This window comes from Streptomyces sp. NPDC050121 (genome assembly GCF_044460385.1).
Lineage (GTDB): Bacteria > Actinomycetota > Actinomycetes > Streptomycetales > Streptomycetaceae > Streptomyces > Streptomyces soliscabiei.
The window spans coordinates 242,101-259,349 of sequence record NZ_JBITJV010000003.1 but is presented as its reverse complement, the minus strand read 5'-3'; the positions used below and the strand labels follow the sequence as shown (position 1 = coordinate 259,349).

Annotated in this window: 17 protein-coding genes and 1 pseudogene; 10 read left to right on the top strand and 8 right to left on the bottom strand. The window is 71.3% G+C overall.

Annotated features, from left to right (window positions below):
* Nucleotides 1-38: 38 nt before the first annotated feature.
* Together ACIBTS_RS06005 and ACIBTS_RS06000 are read right to left on the bottom strand one after the other, a co-directional pair.
* Nucleotides 39-1,097: a M56 family metallopeptidase gene (locus ACIBTS_RS06005; protein WP_398431690.1), complete on the bottom strand. Its 1,059-nt coding sequence runs from the start codon at nucleotides 1,095-1,097 to the stop codon at nucleotides 39-41.
* Entirely contained in the window at nucleotides 1,060-1,473 is a 414-nt protein-coding gene (locus ACIBTS_RS06000) for a BlaI/MecI/CopY family transcriptional regulator (protein ID WP_398431691.1), read from the bottom strand. The genes ACIBTS_RS06005 and ACIBTS_RS06000 overlap by 38 nt, the downstream gene beginning before the upstream one ends.
* A gap of 177 nt (nucleotides 1,474-1,650) precedes the next feature.
* Here ACIBTS_RS06000 and ACIBTS_RS05995 point away from each other — a divergent pair, with 177 nt between their 5' ends.
* On the top strand, nucleotides 1,651-3,048 hold the full coding sequence (locus ACIBTS_RS05995; RefSeq protein WP_398431692.1) for a glycosyltransferase: 1,398 nt from the start codon (nucleotides 1,651-1,653) through the stop codon (nucleotides 3,046-3,048).
* Complete coding sequence (locus tag ACIBTS_RS05990) at nucleotides 3,045-3,767, top strand: polysaccharide deacetylase family protein (RefSeq protein WP_398431693.1); 723 nt, start codon at nucleotides 3,045-3,047, stop codon at nucleotides 3,765-3,767. The genes ACIBTS_RS05995 and ACIBTS_RS05990 overlap by 4 nt, the downstream gene beginning before the upstream one ends.
* A 572-nt stretch (nucleotides 3,768-4,339) precedes the next feature.
* Here ACIBTS_RS05990 and ACIBTS_RS05985 read toward each other — a convergent pair.
* Both ACIBTS_RS05985 and ACIBTS_RS05980 read right to left on the bottom strand, forming a co-directional pair.
* The gene (locus ACIBTS_RS05985) at nucleotides 4,340-5,272 is read right to left on the bottom strand and encodes a M48 family metalloprotease (protein WP_399316892.1); all 933 of its coding nucleotides are present in this window, start codon (nucleotides 5,270-5,272) and stop codon (nucleotides 4,340-4,342) included.
* Nucleotides 5,269-5,646, bottom strand: a complete 378-nt coding sequence (locus ACIBTS_RS05980; protein WP_398431695.1) for a BlaI/MecI/CopY family transcriptional regulator — start codon at nucleotides 5,644-5,646, stop codon at nucleotides 5,269-5,271. The genes ACIBTS_RS05985 and ACIBTS_RS05980 overlap by 4 nt, the downstream gene beginning before the upstream one ends.
* A 117-nt stretch (nucleotides 5,647-5,763) precedes the next feature.
* Between ACIBTS_RS05980 and ACIBTS_RS05975 the strand changes: the two genes are divergently transcribed.
* From ACIBTS_RS05975 to ACIBTS_RS05955, 5 genes are read left to right on the top strand one after another with little or no spacing between them, the layout of a single operon-like run.
* On the top strand, nucleotides 5,764-6,432 hold the full coding sequence (locus ACIBTS_RS05975; RefSeq protein ID WP_398431696.1) for a DedA family protein: 669 nt from the start codon (nucleotides 5,764-5,766) through the stop codon (nucleotides 6,430-6,432).
* Nucleotides 6,429-7,034 carry a phosphatase PAP2 family protein gene (locus ACIBTS_RS05970; RefSeq protein WP_398431697.1) on the top strand — a complete coding sequence of 202 codons (606 nt, stop codon included), beginning with the start codon at nucleotides 6,429-6,431 and terminating at the stop codon, nucleotides 7,032-7,034. Before ACIBTS_RS05975 ends, ACIBTS_RS05970 begins: the two co-directional genes overlap by 4 nt.
* Nucleotides 7,031-7,759, top strand: coding sequence for a phosphatase PAP2 family protein (locus tag ACIBTS_RS05965; protein ID WP_399316890.1), 729 nt, complete (start codon nucleotides 7,031-7,033; stop codon nucleotides 7,757-7,759). Before ACIBTS_RS05970 ends, ACIBTS_RS05965 begins: the two co-directional genes overlap by 4 nt.
* Nucleotides 7,713-8,375 (top strand): response regulator transcription factor, encoded by a 663-nt coding sequence (locus ACIBTS_RS05960; RefSeq protein ID WP_399316888.1) that lies wholly within the window; start codon nucleotides 7,713-7,715, stop codon nucleotides 8,373-8,375. The genes ACIBTS_RS05965 and ACIBTS_RS05960 overlap by 47 nt, the downstream gene beginning before the upstream one ends.
* The gene (locus tag ACIBTS_RS05955; RefSeq protein ID WP_399316886.1) at nucleotides 8,372-9,748 is read left to right on the top strand and encodes a sensor histidine kinase; all 1,377 of its coding nucleotides are present in this window, start codon (nucleotides 8,372-8,374) and stop codon (nucleotides 9,746-9,748) included. Before ACIBTS_RS05960 ends, ACIBTS_RS05955 begins: the two co-directional genes overlap by 4 nt.
* A gap of 6 nt (nucleotides 9,749-9,754) precedes the next feature.
* Here the strand turns inward: ACIBTS_RS05955 and ACIBTS_RS05950 are convergent, their stop codons facing one another.
* Together ACIBTS_RS05950 and ACIBTS_RS05945 are read right to left on the bottom strand one after the other, a co-directional pair.
* Nucleotides 9,755-10,639, bottom strand: a complete 885-nt coding sequence (locus tag ACIBTS_RS05950) for a hypothetical protein (RefSeq protein WP_398431701.1) — start codon at nucleotides 10,637-10,639, stop codon at nucleotides 9,755-9,757.
* A 152-nt stretch (nucleotides 10,640-10,791) separates the two neighbouring features.
* Nucleotides 10,792-11,597: pseudogene (locus tag ACIBTS_RS05945) on the bottom strand (hypothetical protein).
* A 169-nt stretch (nucleotides 11,598-11,766) separates the two neighbouring features.
* Between ACIBTS_RS05945 and ACIBTS_RS05940 the strand changes: the two are divergent.
* Complete coding sequence (locus ACIBTS_RS05940) at nucleotides 11,767-12,843, top strand: sodium-dependent transporter (RefSeq protein ID WP_398431702.1); 1,077 nt, start codon at nucleotides 11,767-11,769, stop codon at nucleotides 12,841-12,843.
* A gap of 27 nt (nucleotides 12,844-12,870) precedes the next feature.
* On the opposite strand, the gene ACIBTS_RS05935 is transcribed toward ACIBTS_RS05940, so the two are convergent.
* Entirely contained in the window at nucleotides 12,871-13,560 is a 690-nt protein-coding gene (locus ACIBTS_RS05935) for a response regulator (RefSeq protein ID WP_398431703.1), read from the bottom strand.
* Nucleotides 13,557-15,239, bottom strand: coding sequence for an ATP-binding protein (locus ACIBTS_RS05930; RefSeq protein ID WP_399316885.1), 1,683 nt, complete (start codon nucleotides 15,237-15,239; stop codon nucleotides 13,557-13,559). The genes ACIBTS_RS05935 and ACIBTS_RS05930 overlap by 4 nt, the downstream gene beginning before the upstream one ends.
* A 233-nt stretch (nucleotides 15,240-15,472) precedes the next feature.
* On the opposite strand from ACIBTS_RS05930, the gene ACIBTS_RS05925 reads away from it, so the two are divergent.
* Together ACIBTS_RS05925 and ACIBTS_RS05920 are read left to right on the top strand one after the other, a co-directional pair.
* Nucleotides 15,473-16,333, top strand: a complete 861-nt coding sequence (locus ACIBTS_RS05925; RefSeq protein ID WP_398431705.1) for an ABC transporter ATP-binding protein — start codon at nucleotides 15,473-15,475, stop codon at nucleotides 16,331-16,333.
* The gene (locus ACIBTS_RS05920; RefSeq protein ID WP_399316883.1) at nucleotides 16,330-17,211 is read left to right on the top strand and encodes an ABC transporter permease; all 882 of its coding nucleotides are present in this window, start codon (nucleotides 16,330-16,332) and stop codon (nucleotides 17,209-17,211) included. The genes ACIBTS_RS05925 and ACIBTS_RS05920 overlap by 4 nt, the downstream gene beginning before the upstream one ends.
* The last annotated feature ends 38 nt before the right edge of the window (nucleotides 17,212-17,249 follow it).

The window sequence follows — 17,249 nt, the reverse complement described above, 5'->3', positions numbered from 1 at the left end:
CAACCGCGCCGTGCGCGTAGTACCGCGGTACTACGCGTCTACCTGCGGTGACTCCGGTGTTCGCCGGCTCCGCCATGGTGGCAGCAGGCGTCCGGCCGCCGCGGAGGGTGGGCCGCCCTCGCCGCGCCCGGCACCTCGGCGTCCGCGGCGCACTGGGCCCGTTCTGCGCTCTCGACCAGGCTCTCGCTGTCCGATGCAGCGTGGGCCAGGCTGGCGCAGCACAGGGTGAGCAGGAGGGCGCCCGCCGCGAAGGGCAGGGTGCGGCGCGGGGGTGGCGGGGCCAGCAGGGCCTGCACTCGCTGGGGCACGGCCCCGCCGGTCGCGGCCAGAGTGGCGGTGCGTGGCAGGCCGGCAGAGGCGAGAGCCGCCCGACCGACGGCGCGGGCGACGACGGTACGGCTGCCGATCCGGGCTGCGGCCTCCTCGTCGGCCCATCGCTCCAGGACAAAGCCACCGGCCTCCGCCAGCGGTCGCAGCAGCGGGTTGACGGCCGCCGTGAGTCGCCACACAGTCTGGAAGTGGTGGTGGCGGCCTCGGAGATGGGCCCGTTCGTGCGCCAGGAGGGCCTCGCGCTCCGCGTCGCCGAGGCAGCGCAGCATCCCCCGGGACACCACGATCCGTCCGGGAGCGCCGGGCAGCGCGAACGCCTGTGGGGCCTCGTCGTCGAGCACCACCAGTTCGGTGGCTCTGGGAGTCCGGCCGCATTCCCGCCGGGCCCACAGGACGTGGCGCCCCTGCCGTGCGGCGGCCACCCCCAGGGACACGAGTCCCGCCGCCAGGCTCAGGGCGCTGAGAGCTGCGACGGCCAGAGAGACGGGGTCCTGCGTACGCAGGACGGTCACCGACCAGTGGCCCTCCTCCGCGACCTCGGGGATCTGCGCGAACCCGGTGAACGCCAGCAGGGCCAGTGAACCGAGCCAGCCGGCCGCCGTCACGAGCGCGGCACACGCCAGGGACCAGGCCGCGGGCCGCGGTGCCGGCCGGCGGGCCGCCCGGGGGGCGAGCACCGCGAGGACCACGGTGATTATGAGGGGGATGTAGACGCTGATCGTCACCGGCTCACGGCCCGTCGTCGCCGCGCCCGGCGTCCTGCTCACCCAGCAGACGGTGCAGCAACTGCTCCTCCTGCGGGGACAGTTCGGACACGAATCGAGTGAGCACCGCTTCCGGGTCCGAGCCGCGCTCCAGCAGGCTGTGCATCCGGACGGCAGTGTCGGACGCCTCGTCCCGGACCGGCGCGTAGGCGTATCCGCGGCCAGCGGGGTGCCGTACGAGCATGCCCTTGTCGTGCAGGCGCGACAGGATCGTCAACACCGTCGTGTAGGCGAGGTCCCCGGGCAGCCGCCCCCGGACCTGCCGCGCGGTCATCGGCTCGTCCACCGCCCAGAGCGCGGCGAGGACGCCGCTCTCCAGCTCACCGCGTGCTCTCCTGCCGGTCGCCCCGCCGCTTTCGTCGCTCTTACGGTCGCGCACCGTTCACCAACCTTCCCGCTCGGCATGCCAGCCTACCGGCGGATCTACTACAGCTCGTAGAACGCCGACTGGATCGCCGCCACAGGAGCCCTGAGGGATCTACTACATCTCGTACGAGGTTACCTACTACATGTTGTAGAGTTCGGCCGCCACGCCACCTGCGGAGGAACGAGCCCCATGCCCTACCTCGGAAGTCCGGTGCATCTGCGCGCCCTGGCGGCCGCCGCCCTGCGCCCTGAGCCGGTGCCGGCCTCGGCCCGGGCCGAGCGCGTCGCGATCGTCTCGGCGAGCATCGGCGCCGGCCACGACGGCACCGCCGCCGAACTGGCCCGTCGGCTCACGGCCCACGGTCTCGTCGTCGACCGGTTCGACCTGCTGGACCTGTTGCCCGCCCGGATCGGACGACTGGTCCGGGACGGCTACCACCGGATGCTCGTCCGGGCACCCTGGGCCTACCAGCGGATCTACCGCAGCACCGAACGCGCCGGTGGTGGCGGGCCGTTGGCGAGGGCGCTGTTGCGGACCGCCGAGGAGCGCATGCTGCGTGCGCTGCACCCCGGCACCGGCGTGGTCGTCTCCACCTACCCGGGAGCCAGCCGTGTCCTGGGCAGTCTGCGGCTCCGCGGGCGGCTGGCCGTCCCCGTCCTGACCTATCTCACCGACTTCTCCGTGCACCCGCTGTGGGTGGCCGACGGCGTCGACGTCCACCTCGCCGCACACGCCGTACCCGCGGCCCAGGCCCGGGCCGCCGGGGCGCGGGACATCCGGGTGTGCGGGCCGGTGGTCGATCCGCGGTTCCGTCCCGGCAGCGCGCGGGAGCGCAGCGCGGCCCGGGCCCGCTTCGGGCTGCCGGAGAACGCCCCTCTGGCGCTGCTGGTCGCCGGTTCCTGGGGGGTCGGACCGGTCCGGGAGGTCGCCCTGGAGCTGCGCGACTGCGGTGTGGCCGTCCCCGTGGTCGTGTGCGGCCGCAACGAGGCGCTGGCTGAGCAGTTGCGCGCGGACGGCATCGAGCACGCCTACGGCTGGGTCGACGACATGCCCGCTCTGATGCACGCCGCCGACGTCCTGGTCCAGAACGCGGGCGGGCTCAGCTCCCTGGAGGCGTTCGCCGTCGGCCTGCCCGTGGCGAGCTACCGGTGCATACCGGGCCACGGTCTGACCAACGCTTCCGCTCTGGAGGAGGCCGGTGCGGCGGTCTGGATCCGTGACCCCGCCCGTCTCAAGGCCGTGCTGTGCGACCTGATCGACGGCCCGCTCGGACTGCGCCAACGCGCCACCGGCCGCGCACTCTTCGCTACCGAGCCCGACGACGGACCCGCCGCGGAGACAGTGCGCGTCCACCGCGCGGGACTGCCGCCGTTGCCTCCCCAGCCCGCCGCCCGACGACTCCGTCCGGCGGCACGCCGGCTCGTCGCCACCACCGCCGCGGCATGCGCGGTGTGGGCCTGCGCCGTCGGCACGGGAATCGCCACCACATACGACAGTCCGGGCCTCATTCACACCATCGGGCACAGCCTCGACCTGGACGACTCCCTCCCGGGCCACGCCCCCCGCCCGGAAGGCCACCACTCGTGACCGCCGCCCGGCTGGTCCGCACCGCCGCTCTCGCCGCCCTGCCCGCCCTCGTAGCCGCCCATGCCGCACCCGCCGTCTCGACCTTCGGGCCACTACGCAACCGCGTCATGCCCCGCCTTTCTGGCCGGGGCCGCCCGGACCACATCGCGCTCACCTTCGACGACGGACCCGACCCGCTGTCCACCCCGCACTTCCTGCGCCTCCTCGCCGAACGCCAGCTACGGGCAACCTTCTTCCTGCTCGGGCGCGAGGCGCACCACTCGCCCGGCCTGGTCCGCGAGATCGCCGCGGCGGGACACGAAATCGGCGTCCACGGCTGGCTGCACCGCGCACTGCTGCTGCGCGGCCCGCGCGCGACGTACGACGACTTCGCCCGCGCCCGCGACACCATCGCCGACATCACAGGACGTCGACCCACGCTCTTGCGGCCCCCGTACGGCGTCATGTCGACCGCTGCCCATCTGGCTGCCCACCGGCTCGGGCTCACTCCGGTGCTGTGGACCTGCTGGGGCGAGGACTGGACCGCCCGCGCCACACCCGAGTCCGTCCACCGCACCGTTACCTCGGACCTGGATGCAGGCGGGACGATCCTGCTCCACGACTCCGACTGCACCTCGGCTCCAGGTGCGTGGCGCTCGGCTCTTGGCGCCCTTCCCCTTGTCCTCGACTCATGCGAGAGAGGCGGCTACAAGGTCGGCCCGCTGCGCGACCACGGATGACCTCCCACCTCATGGCGCGCCGAGGCCGCTGATGCCGTGTCTGCCGGTTGCCCCATCCCGACTGCGGGGCATCGGCCCCGCAGTCGGGATCCCCGTACCCCGTCGGCAGCCGATCGGATCCCCAGCGCCGGTCACGGCCAGAGTGTTCGGGCGGGCACCGCCTTGGTAGCTGACGAGACCGAACGCTCCTGCCGACGAAGGTGGCCGCGGCCGGCGCCGGGGTACCGATGCCCGCATGGTGTGCGCGCCGTGGAAAGACACCTTGCCCGCGCTGCTCGCCTGCGCCGCGACCGTACCGCTCTGGCTCAGCGTGTGTGCCGGGGCCAGGCCTTCGATCTAGCCGTAGACCGCGTTGGTGGCCGGGTCGACGAGTCAGACCTCGGAGGTGTTGTGCGTCTGGAAGGTCAGCCGGTTCGGTCTGGCGTGGGGTCAGGTTGTTGCCGCACTCCGTTTAGGAGAGGACGACCGCCTGGGCGTCGGCGGGCTCGGAGTCGCCGAAGGCGACCCCGAAATGCGGCGAGGACCGCGGGTGGGGCGGCCAAGACCGCGCGGCAGCCGGGTACGGCAAGCGATCAGCGGGATTCTTCACCCTGAGCGACCTCGACGTCATGGTGGAAGGTGAGGGTGCCGGTCGTCGCGGCGGTGGCTGACAGGACCGCACAGGCGGCGAGGAGGAGGGCGGCCCAGCACACCGACCGCCGAGCGTGTCCCGCGGGAGCGGCGAGGAGCGCCGCGACGCGCCGGGGAACGGGACCGGTGGTCGCGGCGGGGGCGAAGTCCGGGCGGCTGGAGCGCGCGGTCCGGCCGGCGAGGGCGGCGCGGGCGATGGCGCGGGCCAGCAGGCGGCGATCACCCACGGCGGTGGCGGCGGCTTCGTCGGCGGCGCGTTCCGCGGCCAGCCTGATGGCGGCGCGTGCCGGACGCAGTGCGGGGTGGCAGTGGGCGGCGAGTTCGGCGGCGGCCAGGAAGTAGTGGTGGCCGCCCTGGTTGTGGGCTCGCTCGTGGGCGAAGAGGGCCTCGCGCTCGTCCGGACCGAGGCTGCGCAGCATGGCGGTGGTGACGACGATGCGGTGCGGGCGGCCGGGCAGGGCGTACGCGTCCGGCTCGGGCGAGTCGACCACGCACAGGTCGCCCGCGGCGGGCCGCCGGCCGGCCTCGGCACGGGCGGTGCGGAAGGCGCGCGTCTGGCGCAGGGCCGAGCGGGCGAGGGTCCAGATGCCCATGGTGAGCAGGCCGGTGGCGATCGCGGCCACGGGCAGGACCAGGTGGTCCGACGGCGTGCGCAGGGGGTGGACGAGTTCGCCGAGCGCCGCGAACGCCGGCAGCTTGAGCAGTCCGGTCAGGACGAGGGAGCCCAGGGCGGCCACACAGGCACCCGCCAGCACCAGGGCAGCGGCGGTGAGCGCCCACAGAGCGGTGACGGGGGCCAGCCGGTCGAGGGCTCGCCCGGCGAGCAGCGGCATCACGAAGGGCAGCAGGAGCGGGATCAGCAGCAGGGTCGTCATCGATCCTCGGCCTCCAGCAGTTGGCGCAGCAACTGTTCGTCGTCCGGATTGAGCTGGGCGACGAAGCGGGCCAGGACGGTCTCGCGGTCGCTGGCGCGGTCGCGGTCGAGTTCGGTGTGCATGCGCCGGGCGGTGAGGCCTGGGGCGTCCTGCACGGGGTGGTAGGCATAGCCGCGCCCCCGCTGACGGCGGTCGACGACGCCCTTGTCGTACAGCCGGGACAGGATCGTCGTCACCGTCGTGCGGGCCAGGTCGGAGGCGAGTTCGGCCTGCACCTCACCTGGAGTGAGAGCCGCGTCGGCGGCCCACAGGGCCGCCATGACGGCGGCCTCCAGTTCTCCGGCCGGTCGGCGTTCGTCCTTCGCGTCGGTCATGGGAACGACCCTCACCCCATCTTCGTCTACAGTTCAGTAGACCGTCTACAGAATTGTAGTCACGCGGGTGGCGTCTTCGCGTGCCCCCGCACATCCAGTATGGGAGGGCCCGCGTTCATGACCGCGCACTTGTTCGCAGCCTCACAGCTCGCGGTGAATGTCCTGAGCGCGCAGTCCCTGCTGGCCGCCTTTGGTGTGCTGGGAGTCGGCGCGGTGATGTTCGCGGAAACCGGGCTGCTGATCGGTTTCTTCCTTCCCGGCGACTCGCTGCTGTTCACCGCGGGGCTGCTGTGCACGGGGAGCGGCCAGCACGGGGTGAAACTGTCGCTCGCCCCGCTGCTCGTGGCCGCGGCCGTGGGCGCCCTTGCGGGTGCGCAGTGCGGCTATCTGCTCGGCCGGAAAGCGGGAGGGGCTCTCCTCTCACGCAGCCGCTCGCCGCGCCTGCATGACGGTGCGCACCGGGCCGAGGAGTTGTTGGAGCGGTACGGGCATGCGAGAGCGATCGTGCTCGCGCGGTTCGTGCCAGTGGTACGCACGGTCCTGAATCCGATGGCGGGTGCGCTGGGTGTTCCGGCGCGGACCTTCACCGTGTGGCAGGTCGTCGGCGGTCTCGTGTGGAGTCTGGGGCTGACGCTGGGCGGATACGCGCTGGGCTCCTCCGTCCCGAATGTGGATCGCTATCTGCTGCCCATGGTCGCCGTGATCGTGGCCGTGTCCTTGATTCCGCTTGCCTCCGAGCTGTACCGCTCCCGCCGCGCGGCCAGAGCGAAAGGGGCACGCGGATGATCCTCGCCTTCGACGGCGCGCCGATCGACGGCTCCGCCTACACCGACGTAGTGGACCTCGCTCACCGCTCCCCGGGCTGGCTGGACGACGTCGTGGCGGCCTGGTCGACGTACGGACTGGCGGTGTTCGCAGCACTGATGGCCATGGCCTGGTGGCGGGCTCGGCGAGTGAGCGCCACGGCCGCGCTCCTCGCACTGGCCGTTCCCGTGGTCGTCGTCGCCGCGTACGGGGTGGACGCGGTCCTGAAACTGCTGGTGCGCGAGGAGCGGCCCTGTCAGAGCCTGCGCGTGGCCACCCTGGAAGCGTGTCCGGCACCAGGTGACTGGTCCTTCCCCAGCAACCACGCGGCCATCGCCGCCGCAGCCGCGGTGGCCCTGTGGTTCGTCTCGCGTCGGCTCGGTGCCGTCGCGGCCGTGGCCGCCTGCGCGATGGCGGTTTCGCGGGTGTGGGTCGGCGCGCACTATCCGCACGACGTCGCGGCCGGAGTTGTCGTGGGAGCCCTCTTCGCGGCGCTCGCGATGACCGCGGTGCGCCGCCGTCCGGATCCCCTGGTCCGGCGGATCACCGGCTCACGGCTGCGTCCGCTGGTACTGGCGTCATGAAGCGCGGCGACCTCCGCGAGCTGGCCGGCAGCGTCGGCCTGGGCGCGTGGACGGCGTTCGGCGTACTGACCATGACCGTGATCGGCGACGGCCGGCCACTGTACGGGGACGAGGACCTGCTCTCCTGGTGCGTCGGCCACCGCCCGGACGTGGCGGTGGCGCTGGCCCGCGGGCTGACCGCCACCGGAACCGGCGCCATCCCCTACGTCCTCTGCGTGCTGGCGGGGATCATCGCCGGGCGCACCGTGCGCCGACGGGCCGTCGCCGCCGCGCTCTGCCTCGTCTGCCTCGGCGCCGGGCAGGCGGCGCGGTACGGCGTGATGGCGCTCGTCGCCCGGCCCCGTCCCGCCCACGTGGAGTGGGCCACGCACGCCTCAGGGTTGGCGTTCCCCTCCGGCCACACCACCACGGCCGCCCTCACCGCAGGACTGCTCGTCATCGCCGTGCACATCCGCGCCCTGCGCGGCGGGATCCTGCTCGCTCTCGTCTTCGGCTGCTGGGGCGCGATGGTCGGGCTCACCCGTGTCTACCTCGGGGTGCACTGGTTCACCGACGTCGTCGGCGGCTGGCTCTTCGCCATCGGCTGGCTGGGACTGTGCCTGAGGGCCGCCGCCCGGTGGCTGCCCGAGGGGTTCATTCCACGTACGAGGGACACAGACCACGAGGCTACGGAGGGCCATGCGCCACAAGATCCTGGTCGTCGAGGACGATCACGGCCTGCGTGACGTGCTGCGTCGCGGCCTGCTCGACGAGGACTTCGACCCCGTGCCCGCTGCCGACGGCGCCACCGCCCTGCGGCTCGCCACCGCCGACATCGCCGCGGTCGTCCTGGACGTCGGGCTGCCCGACGCGGACGGCCGGGACGTGTGCCAGGCGCTGCGTGCGGGCGGGTTCGCCGCCCCGATCATCTTCCTGACGGCCCGCCATCACCTCACGGACCGGCTGTCCGGGTTCTCCGCCGGAGCCGACGACTACCTGTCCAAGCCGTTCCATCTCGCCGAACTCGTCGCCCGGCTGAGGGCCGCGATCAAACGGGCCGCGCCCGCGGCCTTGGCCACCGCCGGAGACCTGGTCCTGGACGCGACCCGGCACAGCGCGCACGTCGGCGACGTCGACATCGACCTGTCTCCCACGGAGTTCCGTCTGCTGGCCACGCTCATGGCCGCAGGCGGGACCCTCGTGTCCCGCCGCGACCTGGTCAGGGCCGCCTGGCCGGACGGGGCGCAGGTCAGCGAGAACACCCTCGACCAGTATCTGAGCCGACTGCGCCGCAAGCTGCGCGAAGCGGGCAGCGGCCTCGGCCTCACCACGACACGCGGGATCGGACACCGGCTGTCATGAACCGGATCGCGCGCCGTCTGGCGCCCCGCACGTTGCGCGGTCGGCTCTCGCTCGTGGCGCTGACCACCGCCGCGCTCCTGATGACCGTGCTGACCGTCGTGTTCAACACCGCGATGGACCGGCACCTCCAGCACCAGGCTGACGACGAACTACGCAACCGCGCCGCCGCCGTCGCCACCACCGTCGACACCAGCGGGCCCCGAGTGCGGGTCCTGGAGACGGTCAACGACAGCCTGCTCGACGCGAACGTGTGGATCTACACCGGGACACGGCTGCTGGAGAAACCACCGTCCGCCGCGGCCGACAGTGCGCTGACCCGGGTTGCCGACCGGCTCGCCGCGCGGGGCCGGCCGGTCTGCGCGACCGTGCAGACCGGCAACCCCCGTTTCGTCCGCCTGTGCTCCCGACCCGTGTCCGGCCTTCGCAGCAGCGCCACCGTCGTCACGGCCGTGGATCTCGCCCCCTTCCGCAGCTCCGCCGGCACCCTGCTGTCGGGCTCGCTGATCCTGGACGCTGTCATGCTCGCGTGCACCTACGCGCTGACGCGGCTGGCCGTCGGGCGGGCGCTGCGCCCCGTGCGCACCATGACCGACCAGGCCACCCAGTGGAGCGCCGTCGGTTCCGGCCAGCGTTTCGGCGTCGAGGACCAGCCGGCCGAACTGGCCCGCCTGGGCACCTCGTTGGACGCACTGCTGGACCGCATCCGCACCGTGCTGCGTCACGAGCAGCAGCTGACCGGGGAGTTGTCCCACGAACTGCGCACCCCGCTCACCCGGATCGTCGTCGAGCTCGACTGGTGGCGGGCCCGCCCTCGCTCGGCGGCCGAGACCGAAGCCACCCACGAGGTGATCGCGGAGGCCGCCCAGTTTATACGCACCATCTGCGACACGCTGTTGAACGACGCCCGCGAAGGCGGGCAGACCACCAGCACGGCCGTGGGTGCCGCCGCTGTCGCTCCCGTGCTACGGCGGCTGGTCGAGGACCTCGACGCACGGAAGCAGCTGAAGACCGTCGTCGACGTGCCGGACCAGGAGCTTAAGGCGGGCGTCGCTTCCGCTCTTCTCGAACGCATCGTCAGCCCGCTGCTGGCCAATGCCGTTCGCTATGCCGACTCCACGGTGACCGTGTCCGCACGGCAGTTGCCCAGCGGCGTCCGCATCGACGTCACAGACGACGGTCCTGGCGTACCGGAGGAGTTCCTCGACCATCTCTTCCAGCCCGGCCGGCGCGCGGACTCCGGCGACGGGCACGACGGGGCGGGCCTGGGACTGCCGCTCGCGCGGCGCCTGGCCCGCGCCGTCGGCGGCGAGGTCTCCCACGACCCCGAGCACACACCCGGGGCACGTTTCCTGGTCGACCTGCCCGCCGGATGACGTGATTCAGTCGGCCCGCCGGGAGACCGGCTCCCACTCCGTCATCCGCGGTGTTCTGCGCTCCTGCACCTGCGCGTACGCCATCAGCCCGACCAGAACGGCCAGCAGCACGGCGGAAGATCCCGCAGTACCGAGGTCCAGGCCGCCCTTGGCGACCGGCTTGGTCAGAAAGTCCCCGGCGGTCGCACCGAGTGGCCGGGTGAACACGAAGGCGATCCAGAACAGCAGCACGTTCGGCACGACCGGCACCTTCATCAGCAGGACGAGGACGGCCAGTGCGCCCGTCACGAGCAGCGCGCCACCGGCGTAACCGAGGCCGGAGCTGTCGGAGAGGAAGTCGCCCATGGAGGTGCCGAGGGTGTTGGAGACGAGGATCGCCGACCAGAACAGGGCCTCGCCGCGGAAGGTGACGATGTCGCGGATCTGGAAGGTCATCCCGGTCGCCTTCCAGACGGCGAAGACGACCAGCAGGATCGAGACGAGGATCGCCGCCCCGGTGGGGTAACCGAGGCCGAGACCCTGCGGGCCCCAGCCGAGCGACGTGACTCCGCCGGAGAGGAACTTGGTGCTGGCGTCGCGGTTCATGAAGTCGGACATCGTGGTGCCGGCCATGCTGGTCGACAGGATCACGGTCCAGTAGAAGAACGGGTTGTAGTGGCCGGCCCTGAGCTGTACGACCAGGGTCACCACGAAGACCATGAACAGGGCGGTCGTCGTGAGGAAGTAGCCGAGTTTCAGGGTCTGCGCGAAGAGGTCGCCGGCCGTCTCGCCGAGGGTGGTCGCGGCGATCTTCATGATCCAGAACGCCAGGGTGACCTCGGGGAGTTTCTTCATGGCCGACTTCGTCGTGCTCGCCACGTCGAGGTCGGTGAGCATTTCCGGTTTCTGCAAGGTGGGGGGCTCCCATGCGGTCGAACAGCAGGGCGCCCGCCCGCGACGCGAGCAAGCACCCTGCGCGATCGAATGACTCCGAAGAGTGATCGCCGGAGTCGACCTTGGCAGCGTCACCCTGAACGCTTCCTGAACGCCTGCCGCGTGCCTGCTCAGGTCGCCTGTCGGGCGGCATGCTGCGGCTGTGCCACGTCCTTTCGGGTCACCGAGAGGTAGATGACCAGGCCGAGAATGACCGCGAGGAAGAGCGCGCTGGTGATGACCGTGCCCAGGCCCAGGCCGCCGTCTCCGCCGGGCTGAGGGAGGTAGTCGCCGATGGACGCGCCGAGCGGACGGGTGCGGATGTAGGCGATCCAGAAGCTCCACACCGCGTCCAGGCCGAGCTTGAAGTGCGCGAGGGCGACTGCGGCGATGGCCAGGCCGAACAGGACCGCGGAGAGCCAGTAGCCCAGGTCCATGCGCTCCGAGACCAGGTCACCGGCCGCGGTGCCGAGGGCGAAGGTGAACAGCACGGCGAGCCAGTAGTAGGACTCGCGGCTCGTGGTGTCGATGTGGTGGATGGACAGGGCCTGCTCACGCCGGTACCAGACCACGAAGACGATCGCCAGGACGACCGCGAAGACGGTGGTGCTGGTATCCAGCGGTACGCCCATGTTGTCGGTGAGGTTGTCGCTGATCAGCGTGCCGACGACGCTGATCAGGGCGACGGCGGGCCAGTACACCCCCGCGCGGTAGGCGCCGGTGCGGAACTGCACCACCAGGACGACCGCCAGCAGTGACCGGCCTTCTCGTTGAGCAGGTCGGCCGCGGTCTCGCCGACCGTCGTGCACAGCACCTTGATGACCCAGAAGTAGACGGTGACTTCGGGCACCTTGTTCCGGCCCAGTCGGCGACCGGACGGTGACACCTGGGAGTCGGCCGCCGAGAGCCCGGGCGTCTGTGCGGTCTCGTATGGCATGAGGCCCGACCGTGCCACGGGATACCTGAACGCATCCTGACTGCCGTGCGTCACCGGCTGCCCCATCCGCCTCACCCGAGCACCATGAGTGCCATGACGACTCGTGATCACGGCGCCTGCATAGCGGCGTTCCGCCCCGTCCCCTCCGCCGCCATGGAAGAAGGCCGCCTTGAACCGTCCGCCAGCCTCCCCACCGCCTGCCGACCGGGTGACGGCCTGGCTGCGCCACCGGCTCGGCCGGGCCGTAGTGCTCTCCTACGTCGCCGCCCTCTTCCTTCCCGGCCCCGGCCTGTGGCTGCGCAGCGACCACACCGTGCCGATCGGCACCGTGACCGGCCTGCCCCTGAGCACCGCCCCGCTGCTGCTGTCCCTGGTGCTCTTCTCCGCCGGACTCCAGGTACCGGTCCGCGAACTGGGCCGCCTGCTCCGCAAGCCGATCGCCCTGCTGGCCGGGATGGTCCTCCACCTCGTGATCCCGCTTCTGGTCATCCCCGTCGTCGCGTTCGGACTGCACCGCACCCCTGACAGCGACGGCGGCAGCGGACTGATCACCGCGATGATCCTGATCGTGGCGATGCCTGTGGCCGCCGGAGCCACCGTCTGGACCGGCAAGGGTGACGGTGACCAACCCACCATGGTGGGACTCGTCCTCGCCTCCACCCTCCTCAGCCCGCTCACCATCCCGCTGGTCATCACCACTTTGGTGCCACTCCTGGACGAGAGCTACGCGGACACGCTGGCAACGACCGGCCGCACGGCCAACGGCGGCTTCGCCCTCGTCACCGTGGTCCTCCCCTGTGCCGTCGGCATCCTGCTCCGACTCGCGCTGCCGACGACGTGGCTCAACCGGGCCCTGCGCGTGATCGTGCCCGTGACGCTGGCCGGATCGCTCGTCCTGACCTACGTCAACGCCAGTGGCGCCCTGGGCTCCTTCCTCGCCCACCCACGCCCCCTCCTGTTCGCCGCCGCACTGACCGTGGCTGCGCTCGTCTGCCTGCTGTCCTTCGCGTTGGGCCGGACCGCCGCGCGGCTCCTGCATCTGGACGGCCCCGTCTCCTCCTCGCTGACGCTCGCCTGTGGCATGAACAACAGCAGCGCGAGCGCGGTGCTGATCACCACCACGCTGCCCGACAAACCACACCTGCTCCTGCCAGTGCTCGCCTACGGGCTGCTGCAGAAGACAGCCGCGAGCCGGGTCGTGCGGACAGCGGGTCGTCGGCACCCGCCCTGCCCCGCGTCACCGTGAACGGGCTCGATGAACAACAACGTCCGCTCAGTGCGTGATGCGGTAGAGGTGCTCGGGGCGGCCGGTGGTCCCGTAGCGAAGTTCGAGCCGGACCATGCCCTCCCTGACCAGGTAGGAGAGGTAACGCTGGGCCGTGGCGCGGGAGACGCCGGTGCGTTCGGCGGCCTCCGCAGCCGACAGAGCGTCGTGCGCGCCGCGCAGGGTCTGGTGCAGCAGGGCAAGCGTCGGCGCGGAGTGCCCCTTCGCCGGGACGCGGGGCACGGCCGGCGGCCGGGCGGCGCTGAACAGAGCGTCCACGTCAGCCTGGTCGGTCTCGGGGACCGTCTCCAGGGCGTCCATACGGTGCTGGAGCTCCCGGTAGGCGGTGAGCCGCTCGGCGAGGTCGGGCGCGCCGAAGGGCTTGACCAGGTATCCGACGGCGCCGAGCTTCATCGCGATCCGTACCGAGGTGATGTCCCGGTCGGCGGTGATCATGATGGCGTCGGGGCGGTCGCCGCCCTCGTCGCCGCTGAGCCGGCGCAGCACGTCCAGTCCGCTGCCGTCCGGCAGGAAGATGTCGAGCAGCAGCAGGTCGGGGTGGAGGTCGCGCACCGCGGCCAGTGCCTCGGCCACGGTCGCTGCCTGGCCGACCACCTCGAAGCCCCGGACGCGGGACACGTAGTCGCAGTGGATGCGGCTCACTCGGAAGTCGTCGTCCACCACCAGGGTCCGGATCACCAGCGATCACCTCCTGCCACGCCGTCCAGTACCGGTGAAGCGGTCGTGAAGAGCGCGCCCCGTGGGCCGGGCGCGGTATCGGGCACCGGCAGCATCACGGTGAAGACTGCGCCGGGCCCTTCACTGACGGCAATCGTGCCGCCGTGCCGCTGCACCAGCCGGTGGACGAGCGCCAGGCCGAGGCCGCGCCGGGCGGTGCCGCGGTCCGGACGGGTCGACCAGCCGTCCTCGAAGATGGACTCGGCGGTGTCCGGCGGGATGCCGGGGCCGGTATCGGCCACCTCCATCCGCACCGCGTCGACGGCCTCGATCAGCGACAGACAGACCTCGGCACCGCCCGAGGGCGCCGGTCCGGTCGCGGACGCGTCGATCGCGTTGTCCAGCAGGTTGCCGATGATGGTCAGCAGCCGAGGCAGATGCGGCGGGTCCTCGCCGAGGGCGGAGTCCTCGCTGAGGACGATCCGCACCCCGCGTTCCGCGGCCACCGTGGTCTTGGCGACGATCAGTCCCACGAGCAGCGGGTTGCCGATCCGTTCCCGTACGGATTCGGTCAGCGCCTGCTCGGCGCCGGCCGTGTCGACGGCGAACTCGTAGGCGGCGTCGTGGTCGCCGATGTCCAGCAGCCCGGCCACGGTGTGCATTCGGTTGGTGAACTCGTGCTGCTGGGCGCGCAGCGCGTCCGTCAGCCCGCGCACCGAGTCCAGCTCGCGCAAGAGCCCGATCATCTCGGTGCGGTCGCGCACGGTGACCACGGCGCCCAGTTCCCGTCCGTGGAGGGCGACCGGCATCCGGTTGACGACCAGGCAGTGGTCGTCGGTGAGCACGCTGATGTCGCTGCCCACCAGGGTGCCGTCCAGGGCGCGGCGCAGCCGCCCGTCGGGCAGGACTTCCGCCAGCGTGCTGCCGAGCGCGGTGCCCAGTCCGAGCAGGTCGCGTGCCTCGTCGTTGACCAGCGTGATCCGGCCGTCCGGGTCGAAGGCGACGACTCCCTCACGGATTCCGTGCAGCATCGCCTCCCGGTCCTGCAACAGCCCGGCGATCTCCTCCAGCTCCAGCCCGAACGTCGTCCGCTTGAGCCGTCTGGCCAGCAGGAACGCGGCCGTCGAGCCGAGCGCGACGGCGATGGCGCTGTACAGGCCGAAGGTGGGCAGCTCACGCCACAGCTCACCCAGCACATAGTGCTCGGGGATCCCTGCGGACACCTCGCCGACCAGCTTGCCGGTGGGCCCGTACAGCGGGGCCTTGCCGTTGGCGGAACGCCCCGTCGCGCCCTGGTCGGTGCCGACATGCGTCCTGCCGTCCAGCACCACGATCCGATCCCCCGTCGGTTCACCGACCAGTGCCGGGTCGGGGTGCGAGTGGCGGACACCGCGCAGGTCGAGCACGACCACGTACGACGCGCCCGACGCCTTGCGGATCCTCTCGGCCACCGTCTGTACGACGTCGCCACCGCCCCCGTACTGCATGGCGCGGCGGATCTGTGGTTCCGCGGCCGTGGTCTCGGCGATGGCCAGGGCTCGCTTCTCGTAGGCACGGTCGATCTCGCCGCGCTGCGCGAAGGCGAACAGCACGAAACCGATCAGCCCGGTCAGCGCCAGGATGGCCAGCTGGTTGGCCAGAATTCGCGCGGAGAGCCGCCCCTTCCCACCGCGGCCGATCGGGATACGGATGCGTCTCACGGGTGTCTCTGCCTGTCGTACGGGGCCCGGGCGCGGCCCCTGCGCCGTACCCGTGGTGGCGTGATTGTGCTCCCGGCACCGGCCTTCTGCCCACCCCAGGCCGCTGAGCAGAACGAGCAAAAGCATGGCTAACACGACTAACGCGGGATACGGATGAAACAGCGACGTAACACCCGCCGGCCCCTAGCGTCTGCCTTCCTCGACCTCCGAGGTCAGGAAGGAGACAGCCTCAGATGGCTTCGCGAAACGATGCGGCGATGAGCCCGGTCGCCGAGAAATCCGGCCAGGACAGCGCGCGAGTCGAGATTTCCGGACTCACCAAACGATTTCTGACTCCCGCGGGTGAGGTGTTCACGGCGCTGCAGGACGTTTCGTTCACCGTGGAGCCCGGCCAGTTCTGCGCGGTGGTGGGCCCGACCGGCTGCGGGAAGTCCACGACGCTCGGCATGGTGTCCGGGCTCGACCGGCCCAGTGAGGGATCGGTCAAGGTCGGCGGCCGTGAGGTGAGCGGCGTCACCGACGGCGTCAGCTTCATGTTCCAGGCCGACGCCCTGCTGCCCTGGAAGACCGTCCTGGGCAATGTGCTGATGGGCCCGGTCTTCCGCAGGGTGCCCAAGCAGCAGGCCCAGGCCTCGGCGCGCGACTGGCTGCGCCGGGTGGGTCTGTCAGGGTTCGAGGACCGCTACCCGCACCAGCTCTCCGGCGGCATGCGCAAGCGCGTGGCGATGGCCGCGGCGCTGATCAACGAACCCCGGATCCTGATCATGGACGAGCCGTTCGGCGCCCTGGACGTGCAGACCAAGGCCATCATGTCGACCGAACTGCTCGGTCTGTGGGAGCAGATCCGCCCGTCGGTCATCTTCATCACCCACGACCTCGACGAGGCGGTGGCGCTCGCCGACCGGGTCGTCGTCATGACGTCCAGCCCCGGCTCGGTCAAGGCGGTCTTCGACATCGACCTGCCCCGTCCACGCGGCTCGGTCCAGGAGATCCGTTTCCAGCCGCGGTTCATCGAACTCCAGCACCAGATCTGGGACTCGCTGCGCGAGGAGGTGGAGCGCGCCTACGCACGCACCGCAGGAGGTACCGCATGAGCACGACGTCCGCTGTTTCGCCCGCTCCCGTCAAGGTCGGCGCGCCAGGCTCGGGCGCGTTGGCCGCCAAGCGCGCTCTGCGGCGCCGCGTCGCCCTGGTGTGGGCGGGCCGTATCGGCCTCGCGGTCCTCGTCGTCGGCGGCTGGCAGGCCTTCACGACCTGGGGGATCGTCGACCCGTTCTTCTTCGGGCAGCCCTCCGGCATCGCCAAACGGCTGGTCGACCTCTTCCAGCAGGGCACCGAGTTCGGGTCCTTCTACGCCAATATCTGGACGACGATCCAGGAGGCGCTCGCCGGCTTCGCCCTCGGAGCCATCACCGGAGTGGTCTTCGGTGTCGCCCTCGGTCAGAGCCGCTACCTCTCCGACGTCCTCGGCCCCTACATCAAAATGGTCAACGCGATCCCGCGCATCGTCCTCGGCTCGATCTTCATCGTCGCGTTCGGCATCGGCGTGCTGCCCAAGATCCTGCTCGCCGCGGTACTGGTCTTCTTCATCGTCTTCTTCAACGCCTTCCAGGGCGTGCGTGAGGTGGACCGCAACATCCTGGCCAATGCCAAGGTGCTCGGCGCCTCGCAGATGCAGATCATCCGGCACGTCATCGTGCCGTCCGCGCTGACCTGGATCATCGCCAGCCTGCACAGCGCCTTCGGTTTCGCCATCGTCGGCGCGCTGGTCGGCGAGGTGCTCGGCGCGCAGAGCGGCCTTGGCCTGGTCATCAAGACCGCGCAGAACAACTTCGACCCCAACGGCGTGTTCGCCACGATGCTCGTCATCTCGGTCATCGTGCTCGGCGCCGAGTGGCTGATCGGCAAGCTCGAACACCGGCTGCTGTCCTGGCGGCCGCCGGCCCCCTCCGAGGCCTCGAACGCCCTCTGACCCCCTGTCTCCCCTCCTCTGTTCCACCTAGCAAAAGG

Coding starts and splice junctions, on each gene's coding strand:
- ACIBTS_RS05980 (WP_398431695.1), bottom strand. CDS start 5,646: ATGACCGACGCGAAGGACGAACGCCGACCGGCCGGAGAACTGGAGGCC.
- ACIBTS_RS05985 (WP_399316892.1), bottom strand. CDS start 5,272: ATGACGACCCTGCTGCTGATCCCGCTCCTGCTGCCCTTCGTGATGCCG.
- ACIBTS_RS05970 (WP_398431697.1), top strand. CDS start 6,429: ATGATCCTCGCCTTCGACGGCGCGCCGATCGACGGCTCCGCCTACACC.
- ACIBTS_RS05920 (WP_399316883.1), top strand. CDS start 16,330: ATGAGCACGACGTCCGCTGTTTCGCCCGCTCCCGTCAAGGTCGGCGCG.
- ACIBTS_RS05925 (WP_398431705.1), top strand. CDS start 15,473: ATGGCTTCGCGAAACGATGCGGCGATGAGCCCGGTCGCCGAGAAATCC.
- ACIBTS_RS05960 (WP_399316888.1), top strand. CDS start 7,713: ATGCGCCACAAGATCCTGGTCGTCGAGGACGATCACGGCCTGCGTGAC.
- ACIBTS_RS05995 (WP_398431692.1), top strand. CDS start 1,651: ATGCCCTACCTCGGAAGTCCGGTGCATCTGCGCGCCCTGGCGGCCGCC.
- ACIBTS_RS05965 (WP_399316890.1), top strand. CDS start 7,031: ATGAAGCGCGGCGACCTCCGCGAGCTGGCCGGCAGCGTCGGCCTGGGC.
- ACIBTS_RS05955 (WP_399316886.1), top strand. CDS start 8,372: ATGAACCGGATCGCGCGCCGTCTGGCGCCCCGCACGTTGCGCGGTCGG.
- ACIBTS_RS05975 (WP_398431696.1), top strand. CDS start 5,764: ATGACCGCGCACTTGTTCGCAGCCTCACAGCTCGCGGTGAATGTCCTG.